This is a genomic window from uncultured Methanobrevibacter sp. (assembly GCF_902784195.1).
Taxonomy (GTDB): Archaea; Methanobacteriota; Methanobacteria; order Methanobacteriales; family Methanobacteriaceae; genus Methanobrevibacter.
The window spans coordinates 170,647-183,316 of record NZ_CACZTX010000002.1; the positions used below are offsets into that span (position 1 = coordinate 170,647).

Consider the following 12,670-nt stretch of genomic DNA (forward strand, 5'->3'; position numbering starts at 1 on the left):
TAAGAAAAAATATTAATATTAATTAAATTAAATATTTTCTTAATTAAAATCAATAATTTAACTTAAAAATATTATTTAATTAACCATTTTTTCAAGTATTTCATATCAAATTTCAGGGCCATAAAATGAATGATTTCTACAAGATAGCAAATGAGATTCTACAGATTCCAGAGGAAAACCTGTCATGGGAAGAGAGGTTAAATGAATTAGTCAAATTCAGAGCATATCTTAAAGAGTATTATGATTCATACAATGATGATTATCTCTCATTTTTAGAAAAAATAGGAAGCGAAAATGACTTGGAGGAAAAATACATTCTGGAATATGACTTCAAGAAGGAAGTTTTAAGCAAGGACTATGATTTGGATGGATTGAATTATCTTCTTGTAAATATTCTATTCAAATACAAATTGGCTATTGAAGACTATAATGAGTATGTAAATCTGCTTAAGGAAAAGCATGATGTAGAGCTTAAGGCAGATTGGGAGAAAATACTTTCGAAAAAGGATTTGGATTTGCTTGAAGCCTTAAGCTTATTGACATTTTTACAAAGATCTGATTATTGGGATTATGAGCATATGCCACTTTCCTATGCTATTTTTGATGGAACTATTGACAATATTCTAGAAAGCATTGAAAATCACATCGATAAGGAAAACATAGAGTTTTTAGAGATTTTTGTAAAATAATTACTTTTTTTTTTTTTAATTGACTTTAATATTCTAATTAAACTGTATTTTACGAAATGACTTTGTCATTACTTTTATTTTAGAAAAACTTTATATAGTTACAAATTAATATTATAATTGAAAAGGATTTATTTCCTTTAAAATACAAAACCTAAAAGTTTTGGCCGAATAAATTGTTATTTGAATTCTATTTAGAATTCATTTAACATTTTTTGAATAGTTTACTATTTTTAACTTTTTTTAAGCATTTTTAACATTTTTTCAAATGCCATAATCTCATTTTAACAAACTTATTATACCATTAAAAAAATATCTATAAGATAAGTGCATTAAACTTGACTGATGGAAATCAAATTGATTAACCGAATTAGTTAAAAACCATTGGAGGTTTTTCTATGGCAATATATAAATGTAGTGTCTGTGGACATGTATTTGATGAAGAAAAGGAAAACAAGTCTTTCAGTGAACTTGAAAGATGTCCTGTTTGTAAGCATCCAGCTAATGTATTCAATAAGGTTGTTGAAGGTTCTGGGGATTATAATGCTGAATCTACAGGTGAAGTTGTTGAAGGTTCTGGGGATTATAATGCTGAATCTACAGGTGAAGTTGTTGAAGGTTCAGGGAATCACAAGAATGGTGGGGATTCATTTTCTAGTTTGGAATATCCTAAAGAAACCGCACGTCTTGATGATTCAATTCCTCACATGTCTGATATTCATGAAATGGCTGTGACTGGAAATTCCATAATAGGGGCAATGGCAACTCAACTTCCTATGCCTGATTGGGATGATATGCTCATTATTGCAAATCAGCTCAATCCATTCCCTTTGGATGAGCATGCGGAAGTCAAGACAAGAACAGTCATTGGTAAAAATGCCAAAAAGCCAATGGTTCTTGAAAGTCCCATTTACATTTCTCACATGTCATTCGGAGCTTTGTCTTATGAAACTAAGATAGCTCTTGCCAAAGGAAGCGCAATGGCCAAGACTGCCATGTGCAGTGGTGAAGGGGGAATATTGGCTGATGAGATGGATAGCAGTTATAAGTATATTTTTGAATATGTTCCGAACCATTATAGCTTAACAAAAGAGAACTTATTGAATTGCGATGCAATTGAAATTAAAATAGGGCAGGGAACCAAACCTGGTATGGGAGGACATTTGCCTGCTGAAAAGATTACTGAAGAGATAGCGGAAATCAGGGGAAAACCTATGGGTGAGGATATTATAAGCCCATCATTATATGATGAGATCAAATCTAAGGAGGATTTGAAAGATCTTATAACTTATTTGCGTGAAGAATCTGATGGAAGGCCGATAGGTGTTAAAATTGCAGCAGGTAGGATTGAAGAGGATTTGGAATTCATATGCTTTGCTGAGCCTGACTTCATTACTATTGATGGCAGAGGAGGGGCAACAGGTGCAAGCCCTAAGATCATACGTGATGCAAGTTCAGTTCCAACAGTATATGCATTATCCAGAGCAAGGAAATATTTGGATGAAAATGGTATTGGCATTGATTTGGTAATTACAGGTGGCTTGAGGGTATCCTCTGATTTTGCAAAGGCATTATCCTTAGGTGCTGATGCAATAGCCGTCGCAACAGCTGCATTGATGGCCGCAGGATGTCAGCAGTATCGTATTTGTGGCAGTGGCAATTGTCCTGTAGGCATTGCCACTCAAAATAAGGACTTAAGAAAGAGGCTGGACATTGATTTGGCTTCTAAAAGAGTATATAACTATTTGAATGTTTCATTGGAGGAAATTAAGACATTTGCAAGAATTACTGGGCATGATGATATTCATGATTTGTCCTTGGATAATTTAGCAACATTTAATAGTGAAATATCAAATTTCACTGATATTTCCCATGTTTAATTGCTTTTATTTTTTTATTTTTTTTTTTTTAATCATATTTTGATTTTATAATGATGTGCCATGATTAGGAAAATCTTATAAAATGGCAAAGATTTATAAATGAGCAAATGTATAAATTCTGTATTAAAATATGGGGTTATGTAATGGAAGAGGAATATATTTCAGTGTCTCAGCTTACAGACTATATAAAGAAACTGATCAATTCAGACTCTAGATTGAAGCAAGTCTATGTAAGAGGAGAAATATCTAATTTTAAGCGTTATTCGTCTGGGCATTGCTATTTCAGCCTAAAGGATGAAGGTAGTGTTATTCCGGGGGTCATGTTTTACGGATTTGCCTCTAAACTTAAATTTGAACCTAAAAATGGAATGAAGGTTTTGGTTAGAGGATATGTGGATGTTTATAAATCACGTGGAAACTATCAATTGTACGCTCAAAGGATTACTGAAGATGGATTAGGCGAATTGCATATTGCATTTGAGCAATTAAAGAAGGAACTGGAAAGCAAAGGCTATTTTGATGATGATTTGAAAAAGCCAATACCTAAGTTTCCTAAAAAGGTAGGGGTTGTCACTGCTGCTACTGGAGCAGCCATTAGGGATATTGTAACAACAATAAAGAGAAGATGGCCTTTATGCGAAATCATTTTATTCCCATCTCTTGTTCAAGGAAATTTGGCAGCAAACAATATTGTAAGGCAAATATTTGTTGCTGACAATGAATTTGAGCTGGACACTCTTATTGTAGGGAGAGGTGGAGGAAGCATAGAGGATTTATGGGCATTTAATGAAAGGATTGTTGCAAAGGCAATACTTGTATGTAAAACTCCTGTAATAAGTGCTGTAGGACATGAAATCGATTGGACCATTGCAGACTATGTTGCAGATAAGAGGGCAGCAACTCCAACTGCAGCTGCAGAAATTGCTGTTCCGGACATTAGAGAGATAAGTTCAAAAGTGGATGATTTTAATTCAAGAGCAAACAATGTGATGGCCAAGCAACTAAATGATAATCTTGATAAATTCGAAAGGATAAAAAATAGGCCTTTATTCAAGAATCCATATATGATTCATGAAAGGAAAGTGATGGATTTGGATTTTATTAAAGGTAGATTAGTCTCTTCTTCAAGAGAAATGATTCATTCAAATCAAATGAGATTATCTAAAGTCAAGAATTCTAATGTTTTTAGAGATCCCCAATCAATTTTAGATGAGAAAACCAATACCTTATCCAGGAATATTGATAAATTAAAGGTTTTAAATCCTTTATTGACCATACAAAGAGGATATGCAGTGGCAAGATCTAAAGGAAGGGTAGTGTCACATGCAAAAGACTTAAATAAAGATGATGAAGTGGAATTGCGATTCAAGGATGGCAAAGTGAATACAAGAGTTTTATAATTTTAGAATTGATATTAAAAAAGATTAAATCAAAGGTGATATGATGGTAGAAGAAAAGGAAAATTTTAGCTTTGAGGAAAAATTGGCAGAATTGGAAAAAATCGTGAACAACTTGGAAACAGGTGAAGTTTCTTTAGATGATGCAATAGAGGAGTTTAAGAAAGCAATGGTTTTAGTCAAGGAATGTGACGAAAAACTAAACAGTGCGCAGGAAGCTATTGCAAAAATAGTGAATAATAATAAAGAAGTAGTTGATTTTGAAATAAAAGAATAATTTTTAAAAATAGAAATAAGAAGATATTAATCTTCTTTTTTTAATTTATTTTAACTTTTTTTAATAAACTTAAACGACACCTAATAATATATTTTATAGATTTTTAATAGACTTGAGTATACTCCAATAAATACTCTGAGTAATTCTTATCAAGTATCCTTAATGCAGAGGCATACTGTGGGCTTGTAGCAGACCTTTCCTCTACAAGGTTTCTCAAGCTGCTGTTTTTCATGTGTTCCCTAACTTCCCTTAAGACGAAGTCAATTGTATTCTTGTTGTATGCTTCAAGCTCTTCCCTACTCATTTCATAAAGATTGTAGCTTTCTAAATCATAGTTCTTGGTTGGGCTCATAAGCACATTGATATAACTGTAATACTCTCCTATGTCATCGAAGAAAGCATCCACTCCCATATATGCAAGAAGGGGAATGAATTGGGCTTCAGCAAATGGGAATATCAGATAACTGGATGGTTTCATGTTTTGCCTTAGTGCAACAATCAAGTCAACCAAATCCCTCGGATGGAGAAGGAGATCATCTGCATTGGCTATAATGAATCCATTGTATCCAAGTTCCTCAAGTTCCTTTAGACATTTGATTCTCAAGTCAATGTATTTGCTTCCTTGAATGACAGCTATTTCCTTATCTTCAACTAGCTTTGCTTTTTCAATGGTTTGATTAACGCTCCACTGTGCTATTTCCTTTTCAACATCATAAGCTGAGGATTCATCATCAGCTATGGAAAAGTCATTCTTGTTGATTATTGCTGGAGTTTCCAAATCTCCAAGTTTCCCATATCTTCCAGGTCCGTCATGGCTTTTGATTTCAAATTGTTTCATTTTATCCTTGATTCCTTAATTTATAATGATTCAATTAATTATCTATATCTTTTTATAATTAATGTTTTTGTAAGTTTTTTTTATTCGGATTTTCTGTTTACTATATGTATGATTGAATAATTTTTAATATTTTTATAATATATTTATAAATTGGTTAATAATAATTAAAATTAATTTACATAGTTCATATTCAGTTAACTAAATTTATACTTAATTCAATTAATTTAGTAAACTTTTTATATAGTGAAGAATATATTATCTATAATACATATTATTAATACTAACTACAAATGATTCCCTTAATTAGGGGGGATTTTTATGAATGAAAATGAAACAATTGTTCCAGAACACGTAAATTACTTAATGAGCCTATTGAAAAGCTATGAATTCTTTTTTAAAAAAAACATGGAAAATATTGATATAAACATTGGGGAAATACCAATTCTATTGGAAATTTATGCAAACGAAGGTCTCAATCAAATAGATCTTGTAAGAAGATTCCATGTGACTGAAGCTAACATAAGTAAAACCACTAAAAACCTATTGATTAAAGGTTTAATCACTAAAACTATTGATGCTGAAAACAACACTAAAAAAATATTATTGTTGACAGAAGATGGAAAAGAAGCTTGTCAAATTTTACTTTACATATTTGATCAATGGAAAGAAGCAATAAGGGGAGACCTTACTAGTGATGAGATGATTGCATTTTCCAAAACTTTGAAAAAGCTTTCTGATAATTCAGTTGATTTATTATCTAAAGACAATTAATTTTTTTAATTTTTTCTATTTTTATTTTCTTATTTTTATCTATTTTTTAATTAAACTCTATTATTTAAATTCATTAGTTTCATCTCTTTCATTTTATGAAAATCTATTTTTTTTTAAAATTTTCCTGATTTTTTATCTCTATTTTAATCGATTATTTTTTTAATTTAAGGCTAACCTAAACTTTATCAAATAGTGTAACCTTTTAGGTTACACTTTCAAAATTTTTCAAAACCTTTATATACTATTCTAATATAATTATAATTAAGGACGTGAGGTAAACCTATGATTGTCCTAGGTGTGTTTTTCAATGTCTGTGTTAGATACTCTTAAATCCCTCATCGGTAGGGCAAATAAAGATATAGAAGAGAATTTATCTAAAGAAGCAGAGTCTGTTGAAGAAGCTGCTGACGCTATACAGACATCTTCAGAAGAGGAAATTGAAACCAAATCTGATTCTGAAACTATTTCTGAAGAAGAAGTTGCTGAAGAAGTAGCTGAAACTGAAGAAGAAGTTGCTGAAGAAGTAGCTGAAGCTGAAGAAGTAGCTGAAGCTGAAGAGGCTCCTGTTGAAGAAGAAGCTGTTGAAGAAGCAGTTGAAGAGGTTCCTGAAGAGGAAGTTTCTTTAGATAATGCGGAAGAATCAATTGATGATAAACTTTCAGAAGATGAAGAGTCTTTAGAAGTAGCTATTGAAGAAGTTGCGGAAGAAGAAGCTTCAGAAGAAAATGAAGAGAGCGATAATATGACTTTATTAAAAGAAAATGATATATATTCAATGGATGATATTGATAAAGAATTTACTCAAAAATTCGTTGATGCTGGAATTGAAACTGTAGACCACTGTTTCCAATGTGGTACCTGTGGTGGAGGATGTCCTTCTGGTAGAAGAACTCCTTACAGAGTAAGACAAATTGTAAGAAAATGTTTATTAGGACTCAGAGAAGAAGTAGTATCTGATCCTGCATTATGGATGTGTACCACCTGTTACACCTGTCAAGAAAGATGTCCTAGAAGTGTAAAAATCGTAGACATCATCAAAATGGCACGTAACGAAGCAGCTAAAGCTGGATACATGGCAGATGCACACAAAGCAACTGGTTCATTCGTAATTAAATTTGGTCACGGTGTACCAATCAACGACAAAACCAAAGAGTTAAGAAAAGCTATTGGACTTGACGAATTACCTCCAACAGTACATTCTTTCCCTGAAGCTTTAGAAGAAGTCCAAAAAATCTGTGCAGCATGTGAATTTGATAAATTAATCGGTTTCAACATGGAAACTGGAGAATTAGAATAAACATATTGAAGGAGTTATTATTATGGAGATTGCATATTTCTTAGGTTGTATTATGAACAACCGTTACCCTGGTATCGAAAAAGCAACCAGAATCTTATTCGATAAATTAGACATTGAATTAAAAGACATGGAAGGAGCTTCCTGTTGTCCTGCACCTGGTGTATTCGGATCCTTTGACCAAACCACTTGGGCAACTATTGCAGCACGTAACCTCGCTATTGCAGAAGAAATGGGTGCAGACATCATGACCGAATGTAACGGATGTTTCGGTTCCTTACGTGAATGTGACCACTTATTAAAAGAAAACCCAGCTAAAAAAGACGAAATTAACGCTATCTTAGCTGAAACCACTGACAAACAATACAAAGGTGAAACTAGAGTAAGACACTTTGCAGAAATTTTATACAACGACGTAGGTCTTGACAAATTATCTGAAATGTTCACCAAAGACTTAGGCATTAATGTTGCAGTACACTACGGATGTCACTTCTTAAAACCTACCGCAGAAGTAGGTATTGAAGAATCTGCAGAAAACCCAACTATCTTAGATGAATTAGTAGAAATCACCGGTGCTAAATCTGTACCTTACAAAAACAAAATGATGTGCTGTGGTGCAGGTGGAGGTTTAAGAGCTAGAGATATTGACGTAACCTTAAGTTACACCAAAGAAAAACTCGATGCTATGGCTGAAGCTGGTGTAGATGCTATTGTAGAAGTTTGTCCATTCTGTCACTTACAATTCGATGTAGGTCAAACTGAAGTTAACGCAAAATACGGAACTGACTTCGCATTCCCTGTAATGCACTTAGCTCAATTATACGGATTAGCTATGGGATTAAGCGCAGACGAATTAACTTTCGACGCACAATTAATCGACGCAACTCCAGTTCTCGAAAAATTAGAATAAGTAGTTTAATTACTACTTATCATTTTCTTTTTTTTTAAACAATTTTTTTAGTTCGTATATTTACTAATTATTTTAATTATTTTACTAATTATTCAAACTACTATTTTTTAAATTTTATTTGCACATGTGATCAAAAATAATTAGTATATTACTAAACTGATTTAATAAAATTGAATTATTACATTGTATAAAAATTATTAGTATAATAATAAACTATATTAATTACAATAACTAAAAATATATTCATATAATTTAATAATATAAAAATTATATGAGATTTGGATAATAATTAAACTAGTTTTGCTGGTATGATTACTGGTCTTGCTAGATGATTTTAATAAATTAAGAATTTGGAGAAATAATATGTTTATTGCAATTTTAGGCGGAATATTTAAATTTAAAGACCTTCCTGAAGAATATGGTCCTTATGTACAATTTAAAGCGGCTATTGAAGGTAGAGATGAAATTGATGATAATGATGAAATCGCTATTTTAGACATTACCGGCACTGGTAGTCATCATGTTCTCTTTTTAGACAAATACACTAATCTTAATGAAATCAAAAGAGAGTTAAGAGAAGCAGACGCAAAAGTTAATGTTACTACCTTAAAAATATTGGAAGGACATTTATGAGTACATTGCCTATAGAACAATCCTGGTTAGTTATCGCTAACCTTTCTTCTGAGTTACACAAGAAAGGCATTCCAATTCCAAAGGAATTGAATAAGGACTTAGGTTTGGTAAAATCTCAAATCGGGTTTTATAAGAAAGACCCTTCTCATCCAGATATGATTAATGAGATGGCTAAAGCTGATATGTCCTTAAATGAAATTCAAGGAGTATTGCTCTCTCTTGCAGAAAGTTATGACAAGGACTTTTATGAGGAATGGTTAGATAAGCTTCAAAGAGCAAATAGGGGAGAAGAGATCTTTAAGATTTCAGATACCCAATCTAGATTCATTCAAAATGTTCCTCCAGGATTATCATATGCAAAGATTACTTTAAGAAATCCAATTGCAGAAGATAGAGTACAGGAAATAGCCGAATATTATGGGCTTATAATGGAATTTGACACTGATTCAACAATTGCATTGTATGGTGAAAAGTCAAATATCCAATTGGCTTTAAAGGAAATGGCTCCGTTTTTCGCTGAATAAACATAATGATAAACTGAAAAAATAATAAAAGTTAATCTTTTTTTATAATTATCTTTTTAAAATTATAATTTTTAGTCAATTTTACGTTGAATTTTAAAGTTTTAAGGTCGTTTTAAAATGAAAATTTTAGCAATTAGTGATGTACACGGTAAAAAGAGTGAAAGCTTAATCAATTACTTAAAACAAAATGATGATATTTCTTTAGTATTGATTGCTGGAGATATTACAGATTTCAGCATTACTGAATTTGAACCTTTAAGTTTTGTAAAACCATTCATTGATGAACTCGTTGAAGAATGTGACGTGGATGTATTTGCAATTCCTGGTAATTGTGACCCTGCAGGAATCTGTAATGCAATTAAGGAAAGTGGTCCTGATGAAAAACCTGCTTTCTGTTTGCATAATCAATTGATAGCATATGAGAATGTGGTTATCATGGGTTATGGGGGATCAAATCCAACTCCTTTCAACACTCCTGGAGAAATTGATGATGATAAGATTTATCTCCATGTATATGAGCTTTTAGCTGAGTATGACTATATTGGAAACGATGCAGTTCCTAGAGTAACCATTTTACTTACTCATGCACCTCCTTATGACACTAAAGCAGATACCATTGAAAGTGGTGCTCATGTAGGAAGTCAAGGTGTTAAGAAACCTATTCATGAATTCCAGCCTAACATAAACATCTGTGGTCATGTGCACGAAGCATGCTCCATTGACATGGTGGGAAATACCACAGTTGCAAACCCTGGAAGACTTGAAGATGGACATGCAGTTTTAATCGAAGTGGATGAAAATGCTATGTACACTATAGGAATTGTTTCCTTGGAGTAAATTTACTCCTTTTTCTTTTTTTATTATTTTAAACTTTTTTACTATTTTTTACTATTTTTAAATTATCTTTAATTATTTTTAGACTATTTTTCACTATTTTCACTATTTTTAGATTATATTTAATTTTTGATTATTTTTCACTATTTTTTACTATTTTTAAAATTCAAATTTTTCATACAAAAATCAAATATAAAAATTTATAAAATGTTAATAGTAAATATTATTAATAATTAAAGACATATCTATATTTTCAAAATTTAACTATTTTTGCTTTTATTTAGTATGGGCTTTAAATTAAATGATTTATGGCTTATTTTTCAATTTATTAGTTAATTAATAGTTAAATGGAGAAAAGACAATCTATAATTCTTTGCATTATGTCAATTAAGGTGTGATTTTATGATTCTAGTTCGCAGAGAACTCAAAGGGAAAGTCTATACGGAACCTTTTTCAAAAGGGATTCTATCACGAACACTTATTCGTGCAGAATTAAATCCCAGCAAAGCTTATGAAATAGCTAATAAGATAGAATCAGATTTGATAGAAAATGATATTTCTTCAATTTTCACCGAAGATATAGTTAAAAGAATTGTAGATTTATTGGAGGAAGAAGATCCTTTAATTGCTGAGAATTATCTGAATTGGAGAAAGATACGGAAGACAGATGCTCCACTAATCATTTTAATTGGCGGTGTTTCTGGTGTCGGAACTTCATCCATATCATATGAGATATCCAGGAAACTGGGTATTGAAAGTATGATGAATACTGATATGATTAGGGAAGTAATGCGTAAGATTGTATCTAAGGAATTAAGCCCTGTAATCCATCAATCCTCATTCATTGCTCATGAAGCCTTAAGGGTGGCTCCTCCACCTGAATTCGATTATGTTTTGGCAGGTTTTAAAGATCATGTTGGAACAGTAAGCGTTGGTGTTGAAGCCGTTATTGAAAGGGCATTGACTGAAGGAATAAGCATTATCATTGAGGGAGTGCATATAGTTCCGGGATTTATCCGTAAGGACTTGATGGAAAAGGATAATGTTTTGATGTTTGTATTGTCTCTTGAAGATGAGGAAATGCATAAAAGCAGACTTTATTCACGTTGCAGTGATGGCTGGGCCCATAGGTCCCTTCAGAAGTATTTGGATAACTTCGATGCAATTAGAAAAATCCAAATGTATATTAAAGACCAAGGAAATAAGGAAGGAGTTCCCGTAATTGAAAATATAGACAGAATAACAACTATAGATTTTATAATTAATTCAATCGCTGAAACTTATGGAGGTTTGAATAATGTTAGAAAAGACAAAAGTTAAAGATTTAATGACAAAAGATGTTTTAACAGTTGAATGTGAAGAAGCAACTGTTTTCGCTTTTGAAAAGTTAATGAAGCATAAGATAAGTGCAATGCCTGTTGTTGACAATGGAAAAATGGTTGGTATCGTAACCGCTACAGACTTAGGCCATAACTTGATTTTAGACCATTATCAATATGGTACCAAAGTGAAATCCGCTATGGTTAAGGATGTTGCATGTGTGTCTTCTGAAGATACCATTAAAGATGCAGTTTCTGTAATGTTTGATAAGGCTCCTGGAGATAGCATTATTAACCAATTGCCTGTTGTTGATGATGGTGAGCTTGTAGGTATCATATCTGATGGAGATATTATTAAGATATTAAAAGAATACTTATAAATTTCTTTTTTGTTTATTTCCTTATTTTAATTATATTTCCATTTCTTCTTATCTTTAATTAATTCTATTTTTATAAATTCTATTTTATCAATCCTATTTTATTAATTCTATTTTATCAATCCTATTTTATTAATCATATTTTTATCAATTTCATTATTCTAATTCAATTTTTTTAATCTATTTTTCGCTGTTTTAGTGTCAATTTTATTTTAATTTTTATAAGACTCCCATTATGCTACTGTTTTTTTAAATAAAGCCATTTTAATTGAAATATTTTTTAATTAATAAACTTTATATAAGATTAATATAATATATTATAATTGGCTAGACTGGAGGGTTAGGAGTCCTCTGTAAGCACAAATCTCCTTTGGTGCAGTCGAAATGAAGGAGGCGGCATTTGGAGCCAATCATGGCCTGTGAAGCTGATGTCGAAGCCTCGTCCTGCAGGATCAATGGTGTCAGGGATATTACTGGAGGGTAATATTTAATTGGCTTTATTGTGGGAACGTGTCAGGCCTGGAAAGGAGCAGCTCTACCGCTTACAGCTGATGCTTGTAGAACCGCGGGGTGGAGTTAGTTTTTCAGATAACTATGCTTGATGAAGGATGTCCACTCCTTTATGTGCCACTTAAATGACTTTTTTTAATATTTTTAATCAATTCGACTAAAGATAAAAATATCTAATTCTTAAAAAGAAAAAGTTTATATAATAAGTAAATATAAAATAGTAATGTTGTATTTTATACACAAGTTTATAACTTTTTTTTAATTTATAGTCGGGATGGCCCAGCCTGGTACGGCGTCGGACTGCTAATCCGATGATCAATAGATCGCCGGGGTTCAAATCCCCGTCCCGGCGCTTTTTTAAACTTTTTTTATTTCTATTATTTTAAAAAAACTTTCAATTATTTTAACAGAACTATTTTA

Annotated in this window: 13 protein-coding genes, 1 tRNA gene and 1 other RNA gene; 14 read left to right on the forward strand and 1 reads right to left on the reverse strand. The window is 31.8% G+C overall.

The window, feature by feature from the left end; translation table 11 throughout:
- Positions 1-125 precede the first annotated feature (125 nt).
- The 4 genes from QZU90_RS03125 to xseB all read left to right on the forward strand — a co-directional run bounded on the left by QZU90_RS03125 (position 126) and on the right by xseB (position 4,240).
- Complete coding sequence (locus tag QZU90_RS03125) at positions 126-689, forward strand: hypothetical protein (protein ID WP_296855503.1); 564 nt, start codon at positions 126-128, stop codon at positions 687-689.
- Between the two features lie 395 nt (positions 690-1,084).
- Positions 1,085-2,566: a glutamate synthase-related protein gene (locus QZU90_RS03130; protein WP_295604827.1), complete on the forward strand. Its 1,482-nt coding sequence runs from the start codon at positions 1,085-1,087 to the stop codon at positions 2,564-2,566.
- Between the two features lie 143 nt (positions 2,567-2,709).
- On the forward strand, positions 2,710-3,966 hold the full coding sequence (xseA, locus tag QZU90_RS03135) for an exodeoxyribonuclease VII large subunit (protein WP_296855506.1): 1,257 nt from the start codon (positions 2,710-2,712) through the stop codon (positions 3,964-3,966).
- A gap of 40 nt (positions 3,967-4,006) precedes the next feature.
- The gene (xseB, locus tag QZU90_RS03140) at positions 4,007-4,240 is read left to right on the forward strand and encodes an exodeoxyribonuclease VII small subunit (RefSeq protein ID WP_296855508.1); all 234 of its coding nucleotides are present in this window, start codon (positions 4,007-4,009) and stop codon (positions 4,238-4,240) included.
- Between the two features lie 103 nt (positions 4,241-4,343).
- On the opposite strand, the gene QZU90_RS03145 is transcribed toward xseB, so the two are convergent.
- Positions 4,344-5,078 (reverse strand): archaeosine tRNA-ribosyltransferase, encoded by a 735-nt coding sequence (locus QZU90_RS03145; protein WP_296855510.1) that lies wholly within the window; start codon positions 5,076-5,078, stop codon positions 4,344-4,346.
- 318 nt (positions 5,079-5,396) lie between these two features.
- Between QZU90_RS03145 and QZU90_RS03150 the strand changes: the two genes are divergently transcribed.
- From QZU90_RS03150 to QZU90_RS03195, 10 genes are all read left to right on the forward strand, one after another.
- Positions 5,397-5,849 (forward strand): MarR family winged helix-turn-helix transcriptional regulator, encoded by a 453-nt coding sequence (locus QZU90_RS03150; protein WP_295604819.1) that lies wholly within the window; start codon positions 5,397-5,399, stop codon positions 5,847-5,849.
- A 307-nt stretch (positions 5,850-6,156) separates the two neighbouring features.
- Positions 6,157-7,146, forward strand: coding sequence for a CoB--CoM heterodisulfide reductase subunit C (gene hdrC, locus QZU90_RS03155; RefSeq protein WP_295604817.1), 990 nt, complete (start codon positions 6,157-6,159; stop codon positions 7,144-7,146).
- 22 nt (positions 7,147-7,168) lie between these two features.
- Positions 7,169-8,053 carry a CoB--CoM heterodisulfide reductase subunit B gene (gene hdrB / locus QZU90_RS03160; RefSeq protein ID WP_295604815.1) on the forward strand — a complete coding sequence of 295 codons (885 nt, stop codon included), beginning with the start codon at positions 7,169-7,171 and terminating at the stop codon, positions 8,051-8,053.
- Positions 8,054-8,416: 363 nt separating this feature from the next.
- The gene (locus QZU90_RS03165) at positions 8,417-8,686 is read left to right on the forward strand and encodes a DUF749 domain-containing protein (protein ID WP_295604813.1); all 270 of its coding nucleotides are present in this window, start codon (positions 8,417-8,419) and stop codon (positions 8,684-8,686) included.
- Positions 8,683-9,210, forward strand: coding sequence for a DUF2096 domain-containing protein (locus QZU90_RS03170; protein ID WP_295604811.1), 528 nt, complete (start codon positions 8,683-8,685; stop codon positions 9,208-9,210). The genes QZU90_RS03165 and QZU90_RS03170 overlap by 4 nt, the downstream gene beginning before the upstream one ends.
- A 117-nt stretch (positions 9,211-9,327) precedes the next feature.
- Positions 9,328-10,047 carry a metallophosphoesterase gene (locus QZU90_RS03175; protein ID WP_296855513.1) on the forward strand — a complete coding sequence of 240 codons (720 nt, stop codon included), beginning with the start codon at positions 9,328-9,330 and terminating at the stop codon, positions 10,045-10,047.
- A gap of 399 nt (positions 10,048-10,446) precedes the next feature.
- Positions 10,447-11,364: a 2-phosphoglycerate kinase gene (locus tag QZU90_RS03180; protein WP_296855515.1), complete on the forward strand. Its 918-nt coding sequence runs from the start codon at positions 10,447-10,449 to the stop codon at positions 11,362-11,364.
- Positions 11,342-11,743, forward strand: a complete 402-nt coding sequence (locus QZU90_RS03185) for a CBS domain-containing protein (RefSeq protein WP_394349919.1) — start codon at positions 11,342-11,344, stop codon at positions 11,741-11,743. Before QZU90_RS03180 ends, QZU90_RS03185 begins: the two co-directional genes overlap by 23 nt.
- A gap of 317 nt (positions 11,744-12,060) precedes the next feature.
- Positions 12,061-12,374, forward strand: an RNA gene (ffs, locus tag QZU90_RS03190) — signal recognition particle sRNA.
- 144 nt (positions 12,375-12,518) lie between these two features.
- Positions 12,519-12,602 (forward strand) — tRNA-Ser (locus QZU90_RS03195).
- Positions 12,603-12,670 lie beyond the last annotated feature (68 nt).

Bases quoted from the DNA above. Each gene is read 5' to 3' on its own strand.
- QZU90_RS03125 (WP_296855503.1), top strand. From the start codon at position 126: ATGAATGATTTCTACAAGATAGCAAATGAGATTCTACAGATTCCAGAG.
- QZU90_RS03130 (WP_295604827.1), top strand. From the start codon at position 1,085: ATGGCAATATATAAATGTAGTGTCTGTGGACATGTATTTGATGAAGAA.
- xseA (WP_296855506.1), top strand. From the start codon at position 2,710: ATGGAAGAGGAATATATTTCAGTGTCTCAGCTTACAGACTATATAAAG.
- xseB (WP_296855508.1), top strand. From the start codon at position 4,007: ATGATGGTAGAAGAAAAGGAAAATTTTAGCTTTGAGGAAAAATTGGCA.
- QZU90_RS03145 (WP_296855510.1), bottom strand. From the start codon at position 5,078: ATGAAACAATTTGAAATCAAAAGCCATGACGGACCTGGAAGATATGGG.
- QZU90_RS03150 (WP_295604819.1), top strand. From the start codon at position 5,397: ATGAATGAAAATGAAACAATTGTTCCAGAACACGTAAATTACTTAATG.
- hdrC (WP_295604817.1), top strand. From the start codon at position 6,157: ATGTCTGTGTTAGATACTCTTAAATCCCTCATCGGTAGGGCAAATAAA.
- hdrB (WP_295604815.1), top strand. From the start codon at position 7,169: ATGGAGATTGCATATTTCTTAGGTTGTATTATGAACAACCGTTACCCT.
- QZU90_RS03165 (WP_295604813.1), top strand. From the start codon at position 8,417: ATGTTTATTGCAATTTTAGGCGGAATATTTAAATTTAAAGACCTTCCT.
- QZU90_RS03170 (WP_295604811.1), top strand. From the start codon at position 8,683: ATGAGTACATTGCCTATAGAACAATCCTGGTTAGTTATCGCTAACCTT.
- QZU90_RS03175 (WP_296855513.1), top strand. From the start codon at position 9,328: ATGAAAATTTTAGCAATTAGTGATGTACACGGTAAAAAGAGTGAAAGC.
- QZU90_RS03180 (WP_296855515.1), top strand. From the start codon at position 10,447: ATGATTCTAGTTCGCAGAGAACTCAAAGGGAAAGTCTATACGGAACCT.
- QZU90_RS03185 (WP_394349919.1), top strand. From the start codon at position 11,342: ATGTTAGAAAAGACAAAAGTTAAAGATTTAATGACAAAAGATGTTTTA.